Source organism: Micromonospora sp. A200 (assembly GCF_029893845.1).
Lineage (GTDB): Bacteria > Actinomycetota > Actinomycetes > Mycobacteriales > Micromonosporaceae > Micromonospora > Micromonospora purpureochromogenes.
The window spans coordinates 45852-66197 of sequence record NZ_JARXXY010000024.1 but is presented as its reverse complement, the minus strand read 5'-3'; the positions used below and the strand labels follow the sequence as shown (position 1 = coordinate 66197).

Genomic DNA, 20346 nt, shown 5'->3' with positions numbered 1-20346 from the left:
AGGCGCTCGACCTGCGGGAACGCGGGTCGAGGGCCTGGTGGTGTCCGCCTGCCGCAGACGATGGGTGTCACGGCGTGGTCGACCACCTACGACGGGACGAACCAGACTGCGGCGTCCGGCGGCAGCAGGAGGATCCGGTCGGCCGCCTCAAGCGGTGCACTCGCCAGCAGTACCCGGCCGACGCCGGTCAGCGGCGCCGCCTGGTCGCCGACGTTGATCGCGCAGCCGAACCCGTCACCGCGTCGAAGAGCCACCACGTCCGGCCCGGTGTCCCACCAGGTCAGCTCGTCGACGGCGGCAACACCGTTGCCCAGCTCGCGGCGTAGCCGGATCGCCGTGCGGTAGAGCGCCAGGGTGGAGTCCGGTTCCGCCGTCTGCCGCTGCACGCTCCAAGCGCCCCAGCCGCCGGGCTGCGGCAGCCACGGCGGGTCGGCTCCCTCGGGCGAGAAGCCGTACGTTGCGCCGTCCACCGTCCACGGGATCGGCACCCGGGACCCGTCCCGCCCGCGCACGGTCCGCCCGGAACGTTCCCAGAGCGGGTCACGGAGCGCCTCGTCGGGCAGGTCCACCTGAGGCAACCCCAGCTCCTCCCCCTGGTAGACGTAGGCCGCGCCGGGCAGCGCCAACATCAGCAGGGCGGCGGCCCGCGCCCGGCGCAGCCCCCGCTCTCCGCCGCCGTAGCGGGTGCCGGTCCGGACCGCGTCGTGGCTGTTCAGCACCCACGCCGGCAGGGCACCCACCCGGCGGTACGCCTCAAGCGTGCGCCCGATGGTGTCCCGCAGCGCCGGGGCGGACCAGGCGCACTCCAGCAGCTCGAAGGTGAACGCCTGGTGCAACTCGTCCGGCCGGACGTAGCGGGCCTGCCGGTCGGCGTCGAAGAGGCACACCTCCCCGATCAGCGCCCGTTCCCTCGGCGCCGCGTCGACCATGGTCCGCCACTGCCGGTACAGAGCGTGCAGCGGCGCCTGGTCGAAGAAGGGCATCAGGTGGTTGCGGCGGAACTCGGTGTGCTGTCCGGGGCCGGCGTCGACCAGGTCGGGGTGCTTGAACAGGGCGTGCGCCATGTCGATGCGCAACCCGTCCACGCCCCGGTCGAGCCACCACCGGATGATCTCCCCGTACTCCGCCGGCACCTGCGGGTTGTCCCAGTTCAGGTCGGGTTGCTCGGGGCTGAACAGGTGCAGGTACCACTCGTCGGGCCCGTCGTCCGGGCTCGGCACCCGCCGCCAGGCGCTCCCGCCGAACGCCGACCGCCAGTCGTTGGGTGGCCGGTCCGGGTGGTCCTCGTCGAGCGGACGGAAGACGTACCGGCGGTGGGCGGCGCTGCCCGGCGGTGCGGCGAGCGCCGCCCGGAACCAGGGGTGCCGGTCCGAGGTGTGGTTGGGCACCAGGTCACAGACGACCCGCAGGCCGAGCCGGTGCGCCTCGGCGACGAGCGCGTCGACGTCGGCGAGGGTGCCGAAGAGCGGGTCGACGTCGCGATGATCCACGATGTCGTATCCGCCGTCGATCATCGGTGACGGGTAGAACGGGGTCAGCCAGACGGCGTCCACACCGAGGGAGACCAGGTGGGGCAGGCGGGCGGTCACGCCGGGCAGGTCACCGGTCCCGTCTCCGTCGGAGTCGGCGAAGCTGCGGACGTACACCTGGTAGCAGACGGCGCCGCGCCACCACGGCTGGCCCGGCGCGGACTCGGTCAACGGCGGACCAGGGTGAAGCCGCCGGGCAGCACGGTGACCCGCAGCTGGGTGGCGGTGCTGGTGTGCCGGGAGTGGAGCGCGCCCGCCGCGTCGTACACCTCGACGGTGGCCGGTCCGGTGCCGCCGGCGGTGACCTGCGCGGTCTGGCTGGCCCGGGCGGCACTGCGCAGCAGCGTCGTGCGGTGTCCGTCGCCGGCCAGGGTGAGCCGGGAGACCAGCGGTTCCAGCATGACCGCGTCGACGGTGGCCCGGTTGCCGGCCGCCGCCTGAGCGGTCAGTTCGGTGGCGTGGGCGGCGAGTTCGCGGGGCAGGGTGACCGGGAGCAGCGCACCCGGAGCCGGGGAGTTGCCTTGGGCGCCGACCCGGGCGTGGTCGACCTCGCCGAGCGGTCCGGCGTCGCTGTGCCAGACGGTCCGGGCCGGTACGCCGGGGCGCAGGTCCACCACCGGCAGCACCAGCCGGGGCTGGTCGGCCGGTGGGAGCTGCCAGCGCAGCCCGGCCCCGGCGGGCAGGTCGACGTAGCTTCCGCTGATCAGCGATTCGCCGGTCCACGCCGACGGCGGGGTGACCACGGTCGCGCCGCCCTGAGGGGAGCCGTCCTCGGCTTCCAGGGTCACCGTGCCGACCCGTTCGACGATTTCGGTGTGGTGGGCGAGTGCGGCCAGTCCCGGCCGGGCGTCCAGGGCGAGCATGCTGAGCAGAGTGTGGATGGTGGACTCGGCGCCGGAGTTCCGGTTGACCTGCCCGTCGCCGTTGATGCCGTCGATGGCCCGGCCGGTGTGCGGGTCGTAGCCGGGTGTCCGGGCCGGGTTGGCGCCGAAGTACCAGGCGGCGGTGAGGGCGGCGAGCTGCGCGAATCCGGACCGTCCGGTGGCGTCGGCGACGGCGAGCAGGGATTGCACGCGGGAGTCGACGCCGTAGGCGATCTGGGTCCGGTCGGTGCGGGTGGGCAGCCGACCGTTGTCCGGGCCGCCGGAGGTGAGCAGCCAGGGGGTGAAGACGGCGGAGTCGGTGACGGCGGGGCCGAGCAGGGTCCGGTCGTCGAGTGCCTGCGCGGCCCGGGCGAGCGCGGCCGGCATCTGGGCGCCCCAGCCATGCCAGACGGAGCGGGACAGCGCCCAGGGCCGTACCGAGCCGAACGGCCATTCCCGCACGCCGCCGTCGGCGAGGGCGGCGATGCCCTCGGCGAGTTGGCGCAGCGCCCGGCGGGCGGTGGCGCCGCCGCCGGCTTCGACGTAGGCGGCGAGTCCGAGGACCGCTTCGGCGGTGGCGTCCGCGCCGTCGACGATCAGCCAGGCCGGGGTACGGTCCCCGTCGATGATCTGCCACTGGCCGTGGCGGACGAGCACCTGACGCTGCACGGCGGCGATCGCCAGGTCGAGGCGGTCGCGCAGGAAGCCGGCGAAGTCCGGGTCGGTGTCGCGGAACGCCGCGTACCCTTCGCCGAGCGCCCAGATGGTTCGGGCCAGCCAGTACGACGCGTCGCTGTCGGACGGGTCGGGCAGTTCCTTCGGCTCGGCGCTCGGGTTGAGCGTGCCGTCCGGCTGCATCCACAGCACCACGTTGCCGGCGTACGGGCCGTCGGCGGTCTGCAGGTAGGTCAACCCGCGCAGGAGCTGGTAGGCGGCGTTCCGGCTGGTGGCGGCCCCGGTCTGCCGCCAGTGCCGCAGGTAGACCACCGCGGCTCGGGAGATGTCGTCGGCGTTGTAGGCGCCCTGCCCCCAGGTGTCGGTGTCCGGGTCGTACGCGCCGCCGCCGACGCGGCGGAACGCGCCGTCCGGCCCGGGTTCGGCGTAGGTCCAGAGCACCCCGACGTCCGGGGTGTCGGCGAGCCGGTAGGTGGTGTGCCCTTGCTGGTCCGGCGGCGTGACGTCCTGCCGGAGGAAGTCCAGGTGGTCGAGGTTGGTCAGCGGCCCCTCAGGCGTGGCCGTACTCCGTCGGGTGTCGGCGGCTTCGGCCGGCGTGGGGGTCAATAGCGGAGCGGTGACGGCGAGGCCGCCCAGCAGTAGCGATCGGCGTTTCACGGGGGTCTCCTCGGTCAGGACGGGCAGGCGGTGGGGTGTTGCGGGGACCGTTGTCCGAGGTGAACGGTGCGGTCCTCGCGGGCGGAGCGGGCGGCCGCGGCGGCGACGGTCACCGCGGTGGCGCCCTCGGTGATTCCGGCGACGGGTCGGTCGCCGGTGCGGACGCAGCGCACCAGGTCGTGCATGGCGGCGCGGACGCTCTCGGCGTAGACGTGTGGTTTGGCGGCCTCGCCGCCGAGGTCGAGAGTGATCCGGCAACGGTGTGGCAGCCGCCGCCCGTGGCCCCGTTCCCGGGCGTGTTCCGGGCCGGCGTGCCGGTGTACCGCCACCGTGACGGCGGCCGGGTCGGGCAGCCGGTGGCCGTCGACGGCGAGCAGTTCCCCGGACCGGGCCGGCAGGTCCTCGACCAGCGCCGCTCCGGCGTCATCGGTGAAGAGGTCGACGATGGCGTGCACCGGGATCCAACCGGTCACCCGGGCCTCGGCGGTGCCGAAGTCGATCCGCATCAGTTGCCGCTCGCAGCGGTGGGCGTGGCTGAAGCCGTGCGCGAAGGTCGCCACCGCGCCGTCCGGATAGCGGGTGGTGGCGACCGCCAGGTCGACGAGGTTGCTGCCGGGGCGGTGGCCGAGCATGCCCTGCACCGATTCGGGGATCGCGCCGACGAGGGCGTCGGCCGCGTCGAAGAAGTGCACGCCGTGCTCGACGAAGATCCCGCCGCTGACCCGCTCGTCCCAGAACCAGTGCCCCGGGCCGAGGTCCTCGTCGCTGGCGTCATTCTCGAAGGCGAGCCGCCGGACCGGACCGAGCAGCGGGTCGGACGGGGAACCGGGCGGCGCGGCGAACCGTGGGTCGCGCAGCCGGGCCAGCGCCCGTACCACGGGGTTGTAGCGCAGCACGTGGTCGACCACCAGGACGCGACCGGTGGCCGCGACCGCGTCCCGGATGGCGATGGCCTCGTCCTCGGTGACGGCCAGGGGTTTCTCGGCGAAGACATGCCGGCCGGCGCGCAGCGCCGCGAGGGTGGTCTCCGCGTGCCCGGCCGGCGGGGTGGCCACCACCACCACGTCCACGTCGTCGGCCGTGACCAGCGCCCGCCAGTCTGGCACCGGCCGGGCGGCCAGGATCCCGGCCAGCCGCCCGGCCCGGTCGGTGTCCGGGTCCGCGACCACGGTCACTGTCACGTCCGGCAGGTCACGCAGGGCGCCAGTGAGGAAGGTGGCGAAGCCGCCGGCCCCGACGATGCCGAGGCGCAGCGCGGCGTGGCCGGCCACCGGATCCGCCCCGTCGGTGCGGCCCGCCCGGTCGCGATGGCCGGCCGGGCCGCACGGCTCACCGGACAAGGTCGAGCCGGGCGACGCCGATCTTGGCGTCGGCCATTCCGTAGAAGACGTACCGGACGCCGTCCACCTCCTCGATCGCGGTCGGGAAGACCACGTTCGGGACAGTGCCGGAGCGCTCGTCCTCAGTCTCGGGCACCAGGACCGGCTCGGCGGTGCGGGCCAGCACCCGACCCGGGTCGGCCGGGTCGAGCAGCATCGCCCCGGCCGCGTACTCGACCTGCTGTGTGCTGGGGTCGAAGGTGTCGGGGATGTGGCCGGTCACCCCGTGGTGGATGAGCAGCCAGCCCTCCGGCACCCGGACCGGCGGCGGGCCGGCACCGATCTTCAGCTCCTCGTAGGGGAACTCGGACAGGGCGACGCAGCGGTGGTCGCGGAGCCGGACCAGGGCGGTGATGTCGGCGTGCACCTCCTCGGCCGCGACGTAGGAGATCCAGATGCCGGGCCGCTCGTCGGTGATCCCGGCCGGCAGGTGCACCCCCTCGCCGGGACGGAACCAGCCCAGGTCCCACATCGGTCGGTGCAGCATCGCGTAACAGGGGCGACCGTCCGGTCCGGGCACCGGCTCGGGGAAGAAGACCGCATCCTTGTTCGGAAAGAGGTTCAGGTCCGTGTCCAGGTCCGGTTGATACGCGAACTGCACCGGACCGAGCCGGCGCCAGGTGCGTAGGTCGGTGGAGACGGCCAGGGCCAGACGTGGGCCCAACGGACCATAGGCGACGTACGTCATCAGGTGGCTGCCGAGGCCCGGCACCCAGGTGGTGCGCGGATCCTCGACCCCGGCGTTGTTCAACCCGCGCTCCCACCCCTCGTCGGGGGCGAGGACCACGCCGCGCCGGGCCACCCCGGCCGGCACCCCGTCGTGGAACTCGACCTCGGCGAGCCCGACCCGGGAGACGTTCCCCTCGGCGACCAGCCGCGGCAGCAGGTGCAGCTTCCCGTCCGGGGTACGGCCGCTGGCCGGGTTCAACACCCCCTCTGCTTCCAGCGGCTCGCCCGGTGCGGGTGCCATGACGACGCCCAGTCGGGTGAGGGTGTACGGGACGGCAGTGGAGACAGTCAACGGTTCAACCCTTTACGCCAGATCCGATGTTGTTCGAGATGAAGTGCTTCTGGAAGGCGACGAAGAGCGCCACGGCCGGGGCGGCGAGGACGCAGGCGCCGGCGAGGACCGCCCCGTACGGGTTGGCGGCCCGCGCGGCGACGTTGCTCAGATAGTTGGCGAGCGAGACCGCCAGCGGCTGCATGTCGGTCTGCTTGGTGATCAGGAACGGCCAGAGGAACTCGTTCCACGGGCCGATGAAGGTCAGCAGCACCACGGTCAGCAGTGCCGGACGGACCAGGGGCAGCGCGACCGACCAGAGGATGCGCAGTTCGCTCGCGCCGTCCACCCGGGCGGCGGCGAACAGGTCGGCCGGCAGTTGCAGGAAGAACTGCCGGAAGATGAAGACCGCCGTGGTGTTGATCGCGAACGGCAGGATCATGCCGAGGTAGGAGTCGGCCAACCCGTAGCCGCGCACGATCAGCACGTACAGCGGGATCAGCAGGAGCTGGAACGGGACCACCTGGACCAGCAGGACCAGGCTGAACAGCGCGCCGCGGCCCCTGAAGCTGAGCTGTGCCAGCGCGTAGCCGGCGAGCAGGCCGAACACGACCGTGCCGAGGATGACCCCGCCGGTGAAGATGCCGGAGTTGACCAGCGACCGCAGCAGGTTGATCTCGGTGTTGATCTCCCGGTAGTTGTCCAGGGTGAGGCCGCTGGTGGGGAACGCACCGGCCGGGGAGGTGTCCGGTTCGGCCTGCAACGACCCGATGAACATGTAGTAGAAGGGGAAGAGGAAGGCCAGCGCGAAGGCGATCAGCGCCGCGGCCCGCAGCACCCGCCCGAGGGTGCCGGGGCGGCGGACTGCGGGCGTGGGCGTGACGGTGGGCGCGGTTCCGGCTGCGCCGAGGGTCCGGGTCGACATGTCAGGACCTTTCCAGCAGTCGACGGTTGATCATCGATACGGCGACGACGCCGACGACGAGCAGCACCCCGATCGCCGCCGCCACGTCCGGGTTGCCCTGCTCGATGCCGCGCTGGTACATCAGCAGCACCGGGGAGGTGGAGGCACCGTTCGGGCCGCCGCCCCCGGTCAGCAGGTAGGGCTCGGTGAAGAGGTTCGCGCCGGTGATGGTCGCCACGATCACCACCAGGGTGGTGGCCGGGCGGACCGCCGGTACGGTCACCGAACGGAACCGCTGCCAGGCACTCGCCCCGTCCACCGCTGCCGACTCGTACAGCTCCGTCGGGACGTTCTGCAACGCGGCGAGGTAGAGCAGGATGAAGAAGCCGAGCTGCTTCCAGGCCACGAAGACCGCGATGAGCGGCATCGCGAGCGTCTCGTTGACCAGCCAGGACGGGTCCGGGGCGAGCGGGCCGAGGACCGCGTTGACCAGGCCGTCCGAGCTGAACAGGAAGAGCCACACCCCGACCACGGCAACGCTCGCCGTCACATAGGGCACGTAGTAGGCGACCCGCAGGAAGGTGCGCCCCCGGATGGCCCGGTTGAGCGCCACGGCGAGGGTGAGCGCCAACACCGCGGTGAGCGGGACGTTGATCAGCAGGAAGACCAGGATGTTGCCGAACGCCTTCCGGACCCCCGGGTCGCCGATCACCGTGCGGTAGTTCTCCAGCCCGACGAAGGGACGCTCGACCTGGGCTCCCGGCGCGGCGAAGAAGTAGTCGTGGAAGCTCATCCAGACGGCGAACCCGAACGGATACGCGAAGACCAGCACGAGGTACGCCGCGTACGGCGCGATCAGGGCCAGCCCGACCGGGTGACGGCCGATCAGAGCCGTCACCCGTCGGCGGCCGGGGCGCGGGTGCGCGCCCCGGGTGAGGTGGACGGTCATCGCTGGCCGGCTAGCCCGTCGACCTTCTTCGCGGCGTCGCCGAACGCGTCGGCCACCGGCCGCTTACCGAAGATCACCGACTCCGAGTACGCGTCCCGGAACGTCTGCCAGATGGTGATGGAGTTCGGCACGTTCGAGACCTCGACGGTGCGCCCGGCCTGGTCGGCGAAGTCACGGTAGGCGGGCTTCTCGGCGAAGAAGTCCGGGTAGGTGGCGGTCAGGTTGGCGCGCAGCGGCATCTGGCCGGTCGCCTTCAGCAGCGCGCCGTCCTGCTCCTGGCTGGTGGCGAACTTCAGCACCTCCCAGGCGGTGCCCCGGTTCTGGCAGGAGGAGTACATCGCGACGTTCTTGGCGTCGCTGAAGGTCTTGATCTCGGCGGCGGGCTTGCCGGCGGAGGTGGGGACCGGCTTCAGTCCCCACTTGATCTTGTCGCCGTAGACGGAGATCGCCCACGGGCCGACGATGGCCATGGCGGACTTGCCCTCGCCGAAGGCGTCACCGTTGTACTGCTCCTTCGGGACCAGCCCCTCGGCGTAGAGCGTCTTCCAGAAGTCGGCGACCCGCTGCCCCTCGGCCGAGCTGAACTGCGCCTTGCCGTCCTCGACGAGCTGCTTCCCGCCGGTCTCGGCGATGAACAGCGGGTAGAAGTCGAACCAGGACTGGAAGAACTGGCTGGCCGGCGAGGGATAGATGGCCGCCTGCGCCGCACCGGAGGACTTGATCTTGCGGCTCGTGTCGAGGAACTCCGCGTACGTGCCGAGCGGGGGATTCTCCGGGTCGACGCCGGCCTTCTGCATGACCGCCTTGTTGTAGACGATCATGACGGGGTTGGCCTTCCAGGGCATCTGGTAGTACTTGCCGTCCGGCGACCGGTACTGCTCGGCGGCCGAACCGGTCCGCTGTTCGAGGTGGCCCTTGGCGCCGTCGAAGTCGTCCAGCGCGACCAGCCCGCCCTGCTTCTGGAACTGCGGCACGGCGGCCGGGGCGGTGTTGAAGATCAGGCAAGGCGCGTTCCCGGCGGTGATCGCGGCGCCGATGACCTCCTCAGAGGACTTGCCGGCCGGGATCTCCTGCGCGGTGATCTTCTGGTCGGCGTGCTGGCCGTTCCACGCCTCGACCATCGCGTTGCCCCAGGCCAACTCCTCCTTGTTGTTCGACAGCCAGATCGTGATCGGCCCCTTGGTCGAGGAATCGGCCTTGGTGCCGGAGCCGCCGTCACCGCAGGCCGCGGTGAGGCCGAGGGAGAGGGCGAGGAAGGCAGCGGGGACGGTACGTCTCATATCGGTCTCCGATCTCGACTGCCGTGACGTTGCACCGACCAGGCCGAGGCGATGCCCGGGCGGTGGGTCACGGCGATTGGTGTGGTGTGGGTGGTGGTGGAGCGGTGGAGGCGCGGACGACGAGCTGTGCGGGGGGCATCTCGACGTCCGGGCCGCCCTTGCCGTCGATGAGGTCGAGCAAGGTACGGGCGGCGACGCCGCCCCAGCCGGACGGATCGGTCCGGACGCTGGTCAGCGCCGGGCTGATGTGGGCGGCCAGTTCGGTGTCGTCGAAGCCGGTGACCGAGAGTTGGCTGGGGACGTCGAGGCCACGTTCCCGGGCCACGGCCATGCCGGCCATCGCCATCACGTCGTTGGCGTAGATGATCGCGCTCGGCGAGTCGGCCAGGTCGAGCAGGTGGTGGGTGGCCCGAGCCCCACCGGCCGCCGAGAAGTCGGACGGCACGCAGGGACCGGGGGAGAGTCCGGCGTCCCGTAGCGCGTTCTCCCAGGCGTCCCGCCGCGCCGAGCCGTGCAGGAAGTGGTCCGGGCCGGCGACGTGCGCGACGTGCCGGTGCCCGAGCTCCACCAGATGCCGTACCGCGGCGGCGATCCCCGGCCGGTCGTCGACGAGCACCGCCGGGAACGGGGTGGGCACGTCGGGACGGCCGAGGGTGACGGCGGGCAGCCGCAACTCCTCCAGCAGGGCGATCCGCGGATCGGCGACCCGCAGGTCCAGCAGGAACACCCCGTCCACTCGACCGTCGGCGGCCAGCCGCCGGTAGCCGTCCTCCTCCGCCCGCTGACTGGTGACCACCTGGAGAACCAGCGCCTGGCTCTGCTCGACGAGGACGCGTTCCACACCGGCGATGAAGGCGGGGAAGAACGGGTCGGCGCCGAGCAGTTCCGGCGGGCGGGCGAGCACCAGGCCGACGGCGAACGCCCGGGAGGTGGACAGGGCCCGGGCCCGATGGCTCGGGGTCCAGCCCAGCTCCTTCGCCACCGCCAGGATCCGCCGGCGGGTCTCCTCGGCCACCCCGGGCCGGCCGTTGAGGGCGAAGGAGACCGCTCCCTTGGAGACTCCCGCGGCACGGGCGACGTCGATGATCGTCGGTCGACGTTGGCTCACCGACTCGACCTCCTTCCCGTACCTGCGGGTCCTGGAGCGAGCGCCGGTCGCTAAACCGGTTTTGGAAAATGCTAGACCGGTTTAGCAAGCGGATCAATGGCTGGCTCCGGTGGACTCTCCGCCGGGCGCAGTCCTTTCTGGTACGCCGCACCGTCCGCTCCGGGATCGGGCAGCCCGTCGACGAGCCGCTCGACGTACCTGCGGGCCGCCCCTTATGGAGTGGAGGTAGGGGTCGGGGTGACCGCGCCGATCACGCCGCCGAAGAAGACCATGACGGTGAGCGCGACCGCCGGGGCGACGAAGACGTAGCCGAGCACCAGCCCGGCGACGGCCATGCCGCGCCCGGACTTCAGACCGTCGCGGGTCTCGTGCAGCCCAATGTGCCCGAGGATGACGGCGAGCAGGCAGGGCAGGCCGAACACACACCATCCGCCGAGCACGCCGACGATGCCGAGCACCATCGCGGCGGTGGCGCTGCCGGACGTGGGCAGCGCCGCGACCAGCAGCGGCGTCGGATACCGCACGGCCGGCGGAGACTGCACGGCGGGCGGGTAGGGCCTTGCCGGCGGGTACGGGCCGGCCGGCGGATAGGGACCTGTGGGGACGGCCGAGATCGGTGGCAAGGGCCGGGTCGGCTCCTGGCCGGGCTGAGGGTAGGTCATCGTCGGGATTCCTGTCCTTTGTCGAGTCGGTGCAGCAGGGCGGCGACCTCGCTGTGCAGGCGGCGCAGCTCCGCCGCCGTCGGGGCCAGCTCGTAGCAGTGGTGGTGGGTGACGGCCGACAGCGTCGCCCAGGCGTAGGTGACCCGGCGGGCCACCTCGGCGCCCGGCCCGAGCCGACCGCGCAGCATCAGCTGCTTGGCCCGGCCCTGCCGGCACGCCGCCACAGCCGGCCGGACCCGCCGCCAGTAGTCGTCGATGCCGCCTTCGAGGGCGAGCCGGATCAGGCAGGCGCAGGCCCGTGGCCACCAGCCGGCGGTCACCGCCGACGCGCCGAGCGAACCGGCGCCGCGCAGGAGCTGGTCGGCCGCCGCCAGGCAGCGGCGGGGCATCGGCGCGGTCACGCCAGCACCTTCGCCAGGGCGCGGGCGTCCGTGACCAGACCGGGCAGGTCCGCCAGGTACGCCCCGTGCACGCCCTCCCGGCATGCCCGGTACGCGCCGACCGCCCAGCCGCCGTGCCGTCCCAGCCAGCCGAGCACGTCCCCGCCGCGGTCCGCGTCGTCGAACACGGCCAACGCGACGATCGTGGTCAGCCGGCGGGAGGCGTCGACGATCGCCGCCTCGATGTCGTCATGGGGCACTCCACGAGTCACCCGGAGCCGCCACACCCGCAGGTGGCAGGCCGCCTCGATCGCCGACCGGCACAGCTCCGCCACCACCGGCCCACGTACGTCGGCGGGCAGCTCGTCGTTGCGGGCCAGGGCCCACGCGTCGTCGAGGTAGCGGGTGACCGGGTCGGAGCCGGCCCGCAGGGTCACCACGGATCGCTCGGCGCGCTGCACCTCCAGGATCCGCGCCCGCCCCAGGTCGAGCCGGCGCACCGCGTCGGGCAGCCGGGTGTCGTGCGTGAACACCACCACCTGCCGGTCCTCGGCCAGCTCGGCGAGTACCCGGGCCAGCCCGTCCACCTTCGACGGGTCCATGCTCTGCACCGGGTCGTCGACGACGATGAACCGGAACGGGCTCTCCGGGGCGCAACTGCGCGGCAGGAACGTCGCCAGCCCGAGGGCCTGCATCTCACCCTGGCTCATCACGCCCAGCGCGGTGCCGTTGTCGGCGCCGTCCACGCTCACCGGGAAGACGACCCGTCGCCGGGTGTTCGTCCCGGCGAGGGTCATCGCGCCCAGCTCGACGTTGCTCTCCTGCCGCAGCTGCTCCCAGATCCGCTGCGAGTGCGCGGCGAACGGCGCGATCCGCTCGTCCCGAACCGCCGCGCCGGTCTCCTTCAACCAGGCCCGCGCGGCCTTCAACCGGGCCAGCGTCGCCTCCCGCGCGGCCACCCCGCGAGCGGCGGCGACCCACTCGCGCAACTCGGCCGCCGCCGCCCGCCACCCGGTGTCGCGCTGCCGCAGGAACCCCTCGGCGTACGCACGGGCCGCGTTCGCCGCCGCCACCACCGCCGGGTACCGCGCGGCCAGGTGGTCGGCCAGGTCGGCCGGTTCCCCGGGTACGCCCCGCAGCGCGGCCACGGCCTCCCGCAGCGCCCCGAGCAGCGCCTCCGCGCCGTCGCGCTCGTTCAGGACCGCCATGCCGGCGCTTCCGCTTTGAGCTCCTGCGCTAGCGTGTTCGCTCCGGGCTCCCGCACCGCCGTTTCCGCTCTGGGCTGCCCCGCCGGCGTTTCTGCTCGGTGCAACCATGCCGGCGCTTCCGTTCGGGGCTTCCGCACCGGCGTTCCCGCTCGACGCCCCCGTGGCGATGTTCTCGGCAAGGGCCGCCGCGCCGGTCCCGTGGCGCGGCGCTTCCATACCGACGCTCCTGAGCGGCGCCCCGATCGCCGGCTGCGGGCCGGGGCCGGCGGGCACGGCCAGGTCGTCGATCAGGTGGTGCGCCTGGCGCAGCAGCGCGGTGAGCCGGGTCGCCGCGGTCTGGGCGGCGACGCTGCGCTGCCGCAACTCGATCAGGCTCTTGGCGGCGGTCGCCCGCCAGCCACCGTCGAGGGCGCCGGTGGCGCAGACGGGACAGGGCCCGTCGCCCCGGTCCTCGTGGTGTTCGATCGCGAGGCGGAGCAGTTCCGCGCTGCGCAGCGCCGCCCGGGACCGACCGCCGTCGTACCGGAGGGTTTCGGTCGCCGCGTCCCGCAGCTGCCCGGCCAGCCGCGTCACCTCGTGCACCGGCGGCGGGTCGAGGGCGGCGAGTTCCCGGCAGAGCAGCACTGCCTCGTCGGCGGTCGCCTCGTCCGGCTCGTCGAGGATCGCCGTCATCGCCGGCAGGTCGACCGCGCCCCGTCCGCGCAGCAGCACGGCGGCCCGCCGGGCCCGGTCGTCGGCGACCTCGGCGAGCATGTCGGCCAGGGCGGCGCGCTGTGCGCGTACCTCCTTGACGGCCGTGTCGTGCGGCCGGGCGGCGCGCATCAGACGCTGGTCGGCGTCGGTCAGCGCGTCCAGGCCGAGGATGGCGAAGAGCGCGTCGAAGAGTTGGCTCTGCGTGCCGGCGGCGAGCCGGCCCAGCTCGGCGGCGGTGAGGAACGGCCGGTACAGCTCCAGCGGGCGGGCCAGGCCCAGCTCGGCGAGGCCGTCGCGTCGCCCCCGGGCGCTGGTCACGGTCACCTCCGCGTCGGCCAGCTCGCCACCGGCGGGCCAGGCCCGCGCCACCCGGGTCGGCGTGGCCTCGCCGTCGACCCGCAGCTCCACACCGATGCGGCACGGGTCGGGGGCGTGCAGGTTGCGCCACCCGGTACGCCACACGCTGGTCTTGTCGGCCCAGCGGGCGCTGTCGCCGGTGAGGGCGAGTTCGACGGCCTCGGCGAAGCTCGACTTGCCGGAGCCGTTGCGGCCGACGACCAGGGTGATGCCCGGCCCGGGGGCGATGTCGAGGGTGCGCTCGGGGCCGACGCCGCGGAACCCGGCGACGGTCACCGACTTCAGCCAGATCCGCTCCGACGGCTCGTCATTCGCGGGGGAGCGTGGATCGAGCTGGGTCGGGCTGCCGGCGAGGGCGGCGGTCAGGTCGTCCTCGCCAGCGAGCGCGGCGAGGACCAGCTCGGCGGTGTCGGCCGGCACGTCGCTGTCGGCGGCGAGCCGGTCGAAGATCAGCTCGATCAGCGGCGCGGTGGGCTGTTCGGGGAGGGTCATGGTGGTCTCCAGGCGCGTGGTGTCCGCAGGCCGACGGGTCGTCGGCCCGCCCGGGCTGAGCGGTGGAAGTGGGGAGGCCGCTGTCGGCCCGGCTGGGGCGAGCAGTGGAGTCGGGAGTCGGTGGTGGCCGTCGGACGCTGTGGAGCTGATGTCGCAGACGAATCAGCGGCTCAACGCCGGCCGCCTCCGCTTCGGGCGCCGTGAATGAGCGGTCAGAGCGTGGCGTTCGCGTGCCAGTCGCGCAGGAACGCGTCGACCAGGGCGTGCGCCCGAGGACGCAGGTCGAAGGACTCCTCCCGCCGGCGGCGGGCCATGTGCGACAGACCGTCGGCGGCCTCGTTGAGGGCGTGGCCGCTGTGCCCCTTGACGTGCGCGAACGTCAGGTCGGGGCGGCGGGCCACCTGCTCGGCGAGCCGGACCAGGGTCGGCTGGTCCGACCAACGCCGCTCCCGCAGGCTGTAGCCCGCCGGCATCGCGCCGGTCTCGCCGGCCTGCCAGCGGTGCAGGTAGCGCAGGGCGGCGAGGCAGTCCAGCAGCACCGTCATGCCCACCGGCGCCTCGTCGTACCCGGTCAGCAGGTAGTCCACCGCGCGCAGCTCGTTGATCAGCACCCGGGAGGCGCCGGTCGGGTCGAGCCGGCCGGTGCCCCGGCCGAGCAGGCCGTAGTGGCCGTCGCTGACGACGTACCCGATGCCGCCGACGCGGCCCTTCCAGCTGGCGTCGGTCGCGGCGACCAGCGGCGCGGACGTCGCCGCCCAGCGGACCACCCGGCCGCGGCCACGCTGCTGGTCGTCGCCCGACCGACGGTGGATGCCGTGGTCGGCGGCCAGCCGCTCGGCGGTGTCGAGCAGCTCGCCGGCGGAGGTCAGCTCGTCGTGGTGGGCGGCGGTGAGCGCCAGCCGGACGGCGTCGCCGATGCGCTGACAGTCGTCGCAGCGGGTAGGGCGGGTGAAGGCACGCAGGGTGAGGGCGCGGTCGTGCAGGGGAGCGGGGAGCAGGGCCAGGGTGCGGAGGAACTCATCGGGACGCACGACGCCTCCTGACGTCTCGAGGGGACTTGTCTCAGCGGGCGGGGCGCCACTCGCCGCAACGCTCCGAGCTGAAGGCGTAGTCGGAGGAGCGGATGGTGACCTGCACGCGGCGGGCGCTGTTGGTGAAGTAGTTGTCGATCGTGCCGCCGGAGCTGTTCTGCCGTTCCCAGTAGCAGCCGTCCACGTCGGTGGTGACGTAGGTGCCGGGCTTGATCTCCTTGCCGACCCGGAACGTGCCGGAGCCGAAGAGCCGGCCCTGGGCCGCCAGGTCCACGTCGACCTGGCCGCGCTTCACCGTCTCGCGCCACTTCTTCGCGTACGGATAGGTGGGGCAGAGCATGAGGGCCGCGTTGATCTCCGGGATCTGCTCACTGCTGGCGGCGAAGCCCGCCTCCACGTAGGTGTCCTCCGGGTCGACGGCGGCACACATCTCGTACAGCGTGGAGATGTCGCCGCCGTCGTACTTGGAGGTCTTGAGGGCGGCCTTCTCGGTGGCGCTCACTGCAGTGATCGCCTCCTGGGCATCGCAGGACGTCGGCTTCGCCGCCCACACCTCGGTGAAGTCAGGCCTGCCGTCCTTGCCAGGCTGCACCGTCAGAAGCACAGGAATGTCGTTGCCCATGTCGCACTCGAAAGTGAGCGGCGCTTGCTGCGGGATGTTCTTCGGGTCGTCGGGGTAGGTGTCGCTGGAGTCGGGGATGCCGTCACTGTCCCGGTCGGGCAGCGGGGTCGGGCTCGCGGTCGGCGACGCGCTGGGGACGGCGGACCCGCTCGGGGAGGCGGTCGCCGACGCAGCGGTCGGGTCCGCCTCGTCGCCGCAGCCGGTGAGGGTCGTGGCCAGCAGGGCGGTCGTGAGCAGGGCGCCGGCGGCGCGGACGGTTCGGCGCAGGTGGATGGTGGCGGCCGAGGCACGCCGGGTGCCGTGCGGGTAAGAGAGGGCCATGGTCGTCTCCAGGCAGGGAAAGTCAGCGGTCCGGGGAGGCCGGACAGGGGGAAGGGGGAATCAGACGCTGTAGAGCTGATGACGTGAACGAATCAGTCGGAGAGAGTCAGGACCATCTGCAGGCCACTGTCCGGGTGGTAGCTCCACGACGCGTGGATGTCCCCCCAGTCGCCGGTCTGCCGTCCGTCGAGGGCTCGGGTGGCGCCGACCTCGGCCTTCACCGCGTCAGACATGTCAAGCGCCGACCAGTAGCACTCCAGCATCGAATAGCTGAGGCCGCTGCTCTCCTTGCCGGCGCCATGCAGGGTGAGCGTCTTTCCCTGGTCGCCCAGCTCGGCCCCGCCGGCGGAGGCGCTTCCGCACCTCTCCTTCGCTGCAACGAACGGCGTCTTCGTGTCAGTCGGGCCACTCTGCGTCTCGTCTCCCCGCGTCGCAGCGATGACACCGACGAAGACCAGGAGAAGGGCAGCAGCGCCGGCCGCGCTCACCAGTGCGAGAGTGCGTCTGCCGCGCTTGTGCTCAGCGGCGGCGGTTTCCGTCGACTCGTGCGGCGCGGGTCCGCCGTCGACCGCCGGGACAGCCGGCGGGCTCGCGGGCGGAGGTAGCGGCTGATCGAGCGGCATCCCGGCGGTCGGGTCGGTCATGGCGTGCTTCCTTCTGTGAACAGGTGACGGTGTGAACAGCCGGGGCGGGTCGTCCGGACCCGCCCCGGGGCGCGGGGAGAGGTCAGCTGAGGGCGACCTCGATGCCGCCGGAGAACATCGAGTCGTGGAGCTCGAGCTTGGTGAGCTTCACGTTCTTCGGGATGTCGAAGACGAACACGCCCGTCACCTGGTTGCCGGGGTTGATCTCCTCGAAGAAGGTGCTCTGCTCCTTGTTGGCGTAGAGGCCGGCCTCGGTGTCGGACGAGTACTCCGTGCCGTCGGCGGCGTAGGCCTTCTGGCTGCTGCCGTCGAGGGTCTGCGGCTCCTTACCGATGTTCTTGACGTTGATCGTGACCAGGCAGAACTGGCCCTGGGCCTTGTCGCCGAGCATCGAGGTGCCGACCTTCGAGACGCCGCACTTCGACGACTTCACCGTGAACTCAAACTTCCCGTCGCGGGCCGCCTGGCCGATCTTCGCGGTCTTCGCCGGCTTGTCTTCGCCCTTGGCGCTCCCGGCGTCGTCCTTGCTGCTGGTGGCGTCGTCGGTGGCACCGGAGCCGCAGCCCAGCGCGATGAGGCCGGTGGCGAGCAGGGCGAGAGTGGTGGTCTTGCGCATCGTTGTCCTCCTGATGTGAACGTTGCGGCGTCAATGAGAGCATCATCCGTGAACACTGTCAACAAGCAGCATGCTTGACAGGTGTGACACACTTCGGAGGTGCAGGAGACCCCGACCATCACGGCAGCGGAGATCGCCCGGCTCGCCGGGGTCGGTCGGGCCGCGGTCAGCAACTGGCGCAAACGGCACGCCGACTTCCCCGCCCCGGTGGGCGGCACCGCCGCCAGCCCTGAGTTCGACCTGATCCAGGTCGAGCAGTGGCTGCGCGCGCAGGGCAAGCTCCCCGAACTCGCCACGGCCGACCGGCTCTGGCGGCACCTCGCGGCAGCCAGCGAATCCCCGGCCGCCGGCCTCGCCGCCGTCGGTGCCCTGCTGCTGGCCCACCAGCGCGGTGGCCGTCCCCGCCGGGCCGACCCGCACCTGGCGCCACTGTTGCCCGACGTCGACGCACTGGCTGACGAGCTGGGCCCGCAGGGCGCGTTCGACGAGTTGTGGCAACGGTTCTCCGCACCAGGCCCGGGCCGCCCGTTCGCCACCCCCGACGACCTGGCCGACCTCATGGTCGGGCTCGCCGACGTCGGCGGCGGCTCCGTCCTCGACCCCGCCGCCGGCTCCGGCGCCATCCTGCGGGCCGCCGTACGCGCCGGCTGCACCTCTGCGTACGGGCAGGAGTTCGACGAGGACCTCGCCACGCTCGCCCGACTCTGGCTGGCCCTACGCGAGGTGCCGGGTGAGCTCGTCGCCGGGGACTCGCTGCGGGCGGACGCCTTTGCTGGACGCGCCTTCGACGCGGTCGTCTGCCATCCACCGTTCGGTGCCACCAACTGGGGCGACGAGGAACTTGGTCACGATCCCCGGTGGATCGTCGGCACCACGCCACGTACCGAACCGGAGCTGGCCTGGGTGCAGCACGCGCTCGCCCGCCTGCGGGTCGGCGGACACGCCGTACTGCTGATGCCGCCCACGGTGGCCAGCCGGCGGGCCGGCAAAAGGATCCGCGGCGAGCTGCTACGCCGGGGTCACCTGCGCGCCGTCATCGCGCTTCCAGCGGGGGTGGCCGCGCCGCACGGGGTACCGCTGCACCTGTGGGTGCTGCGGCGGGCTGCGGCCGACGCGCCGCCGCCGGCGCGGGCGCTGCTGGTCGACGCCGCTGGCGGCGACCTGGCCGAGACCGCGCCGCGAGTGCTGACCGCATGGCAGGCCTTCGCCGCCGCCCCGGACGCCGAGGTCGAGGAGGCCGGCTTCGCCCGCTCGGTCCCAGTCATCGAACTGCTCGACGAGGAGGTGGACCTCACCCCCGCGCGTCGGCAGCCCGCCGTCGGGGGCGAGGCCACGGGAGAGTATCTGGTACGTACGAGAGAGCAGCTCAGCTCGGTCGTGGGGAAGCTGCCAGCGTTGATGCCGCAGGTCGCATCGGCGGCGGACGGTGCACCAGCGTCCGACACCCTGACGATTGCCGAGCTTGCCCGCACCGGCGCCCTGCAACTCATCGGTCCGGTCCGCACCGTGGCCGGCGTGGAGCAGCCCGACCAAGCGGCCACGGGCGGCGAGGGTCTCGTGCTCACCGGGCGGGACGTCGTCGAAGGGGTCGAGGCATCCGGGCGCGACGACGGCAGGCTGCCGGAACGCGTACCGCTGGCGGTCGGCGACGTGGTCGTACCGGTGGCCGCACGCCGGCTGACCTCCCGGGTCGTCACGACGGAGGGGATGTTCCTGGGGAGTGGCCTCTACCTACTCCGTCCCAACCCCGCCGCGTTGGACCCGTGGTTCCTGGCCGGGCAACTACGCAGTTCCGCCAACGACAAGCAGGCGACCAGCCTGTCAGGTACCCGGATCGACGTCCGGCGGGCGCAGATCCGGCGGCTGTCGCTCGACGAGCAACGCGCCCACGGAGAGGAGTTCCGGCGCCTCCTCGCCTTCGAGTCGGCGCTCAGCGAGGTCGGGTCACTCGGCGCGGAGCTGGTACGCCTCGCGGCAGACGGCCTGGCCGGAGGCACTCTCCGACCCAAGGGCGGCGCGAAGTGAGCGAGGTGTCAGTGACCGACCCATGTGTCGAAGCGATAAAGCTTCCCGAGGACGCCTCGGCCTACGACGCGGGAGTGGTGAACGAGGGGCTACGACGTGACGAGCGCGACTGGCTCGTGCGCCAGCGCCGGGTATGGGAAGCCGGGCACGGCGGCACCCCGGGCGAGGCCGAGAGGCTGGTGGACGCCCATCGCATCCTTGTCATAGCGACGAACTGGGAACGGTTCGGTGATGATCTGCGCGTTGCCGGGAGCGATCAGCCGCTCTTGGTGAGCCGAGGCGACGTCACGGGCGTGGCGCGGCAGTGCCGCGAAAGAGGTGACTGGCTGCCGCTCCTGGTCACCTCGTTCGCCTGGGGCTGGGGAACCCGCAGCATCGGCCCGACCCGGCTGTCCTGGGTCTTCCACGGCAGTCGGAGGATCCGGGCGCTGCCGACGGTGGAGATCGGGAGCCGACTGGCCGCCGCCGTCAACGTCCTCGACCGTCAGAGCGCCGAAGCCGCCTACCGGTGGCTGCTGAAGGACGGGCACATCCCCGCCCTCGGGCCGGCGTTCTTCACCAAGTTTCTCTACTTCGCCAGCCGGGCCGGCGGCGGGCGCTATCCGGCCCTGATCCTGGACGCGCGGCTGGCGCGGCGCATGCAGTGGTTCTGGGAACGGCGTGCGGGCGAAGAGTACGCGGTGGGCGGCCAGGCCGCCCGGTGGCTCTGGCGGGGGCCGCGCTGGTCGGCGTACCGCTACCAGGTCTACCGCGCGTTCATTTGCCGAGCGACGGCGCAACTGTCGGAGCCGGGGGAGCGGTGGACGACCGAACTGATGGAGCTACTGCTCTTCCAGTGCGATCCCCGAGAGGCCCTCGGTGGAACAGTGTCGCGTACATGACTGAGCGGTCCGATTGACGGGACGTCGGCGAGATGCTCGTCTTGCTGCCCGTGGCCGCGCTGTGAAGTGA

The 20346-nt window shown here is 72.5% G+C and carries 17 protein-coding genes; 2 read left to right on the top strand and 15 right to left on the bottom strand.

What is annotated here, in order from left to right; translation table 11 throughout:
- Positions 1–86 precede the first annotated feature (86 nt).
- The 15 genes from M2302_RS22500 to M2302_RS22430 form a co-directional block, all read right to left on the bottom strand.
- The gene (locus M2302_RS22500; RefSeq protein ID WP_280839834.1) at positions 87–1700 is read right to left on the bottom strand and encodes a glycoside hydrolase family 13 protein; all 1614 of its coding nucleotides are present in this window, start codon (positions 1698–1700) and stop codon (positions 87–89) included.
- Complete coding sequence (locus M2302_RS22495) at positions 1697–3724, bottom strand: hypothetical protein (RefSeq protein ID WP_280839833.1); 2028 nt, start codon at positions 3722–3724, stop codon at positions 1697–1699. Before M2302_RS22495 ends, M2302_RS22500 begins: the two co-directional genes overlap by 4 nt.
- Before the next feature lie 14 nt (positions 3725–3738).
- Positions 3739–4995, bottom strand: a complete 1257-nt coding sequence (locus tag M2302_RS22490) for a Gfo/Idh/MocA family oxidoreductase (RefSeq protein ID WP_280839832.1) — start codon at positions 4993–4995, stop codon at positions 3739–3741.
- Positions 4996–5053: 58 nt separating this feature from the next.
- Entirely contained in the window at positions 5054–6124 is a 1071-nt protein-coding gene (locus M2302_RS22485) for a hypothetical protein (protein WP_280839831.1), read from the bottom strand.
- A 4-nt stretch (positions 6125–6128) separates the two neighbouring features.
- Entirely contained in the window at positions 6129–7028 is a 900-nt protein-coding gene (locus M2302_RS22480; RefSeq protein ID WP_280839830.1) for a carbohydrate ABC transporter permease, read from the bottom strand.
- A gap of 1 nt (position 7029) precedes the next feature.
- Positions 7030–7956: a sugar ABC transporter permease gene (locus M2302_RS22475; protein ID WP_280839829.1), complete on the bottom strand. Its 927-nt coding sequence runs from the start codon at positions 7954–7956 to the stop codon at positions 7030–7032.
- Entirely contained in the window at positions 7953–9236 is a 1284-nt protein-coding gene (locus tag M2302_RS22470; protein ID WP_280839828.1) for an extracellular solute-binding protein, read from the bottom strand. The genes M2302_RS22475 and M2302_RS22470 overlap by 4 nt, the downstream gene beginning before the upstream one ends.
- A gap of 67 nt (positions 9237–9303) precedes the next feature.
- On the bottom strand, positions 9304–10344 hold the full coding sequence (locus tag M2302_RS22465) for a LacI family DNA-binding transcriptional regulator (RefSeq protein WP_280839827.1): 1041 nt from the start codon (positions 10342–10344) through the stop codon (positions 9304–9306).
- 212 nt (positions 10345–10556) lie between these two features.
- A complete protein-coding gene (locus M2302_RS22460) occupies positions 10557–10886 on the bottom strand; it encodes a DUF4190 domain-containing protein (RefSeq protein ID WP_280839826.1) in 330 nt (109 codons plus the stop codon).
- 116 nt (positions 10887–11002) lie between these two features.
- Positions 11003–11407, bottom strand: a complete 405-nt coding sequence (locus M2302_RS22455; RefSeq protein WP_280839825.1) for a hypothetical protein — start codon at positions 11405–11407, stop codon at positions 11003–11005.
- Positions 11404–14136 (bottom strand): AAA family ATPase, encoded by a 2733-nt coding sequence (locus tag M2302_RS22450; RefSeq protein WP_280839824.1) that lies wholly within the window; start codon positions 14134–14136, stop codon positions 11404–11406. The genes M2302_RS22455 and M2302_RS22450 overlap by 4 nt, the downstream gene beginning before the upstream one ends.
- A gap of 212 nt (positions 14137–14348) precedes the next feature.
- Positions 14349–15167: an RNase H family protein gene (locus tag M2302_RS22445; protein WP_280839823.1), complete on the bottom strand. Its 819-nt coding sequence runs from the start codon at positions 15165–15167 to the stop codon at positions 14349–14351.
- Positions 15168–15198: 31 nt separating this feature from the next.
- Positions 15199–16110: a hypothetical protein gene (locus M2302_RS22440; protein WP_280839822.1), complete on the bottom strand. Its 912-nt coding sequence runs from the start codon at positions 16108–16110 to the stop codon at positions 15199–15201.
- A 92-nt stretch (positions 16111–16202) separates the two neighbouring features.
- Complete coding sequence (locus M2302_RS22435) at positions 16203–16754, bottom strand: hypothetical protein (RefSeq protein WP_280839821.1); 552 nt, start codon at positions 16752–16754, stop codon at positions 16203–16205.
- A gap of 82 nt (positions 16755–16836) precedes the next feature.
- A complete protein-coding gene (locus tag M2302_RS22430; protein ID WP_280839820.1) occupies positions 16837–17370 on the bottom strand; it encodes a DUF4352 domain-containing protein in 534 nt (177 codons plus the stop codon).
- 99 nt (positions 17371–17469) lie between these two features.
- Here M2302_RS22430 and M2302_RS22425 point away from each other — a divergent pair, with 99 nt between their 5' ends.
- Positions 17470–19395, top strand: a complete 1926-nt coding sequence (locus M2302_RS22425) for an N-6 DNA methylase (protein WP_280839819.1) — start codon at positions 17470–17472, stop codon at positions 19393–19395.
- A 5-nt stretch (positions 19396–19400) separates the two neighbouring features.
- Positions 19401–20276 carry a hypothetical protein gene (locus tag M2302_RS22420; protein ID WP_280839818.1) on the top strand — a complete coding sequence of 292 codons (876 nt, stop codon included), beginning with the start codon at positions 19401–19403 and terminating at the stop codon, positions 20274–20276.
- Positions 20277–20346 lie beyond the last annotated feature (70 nt).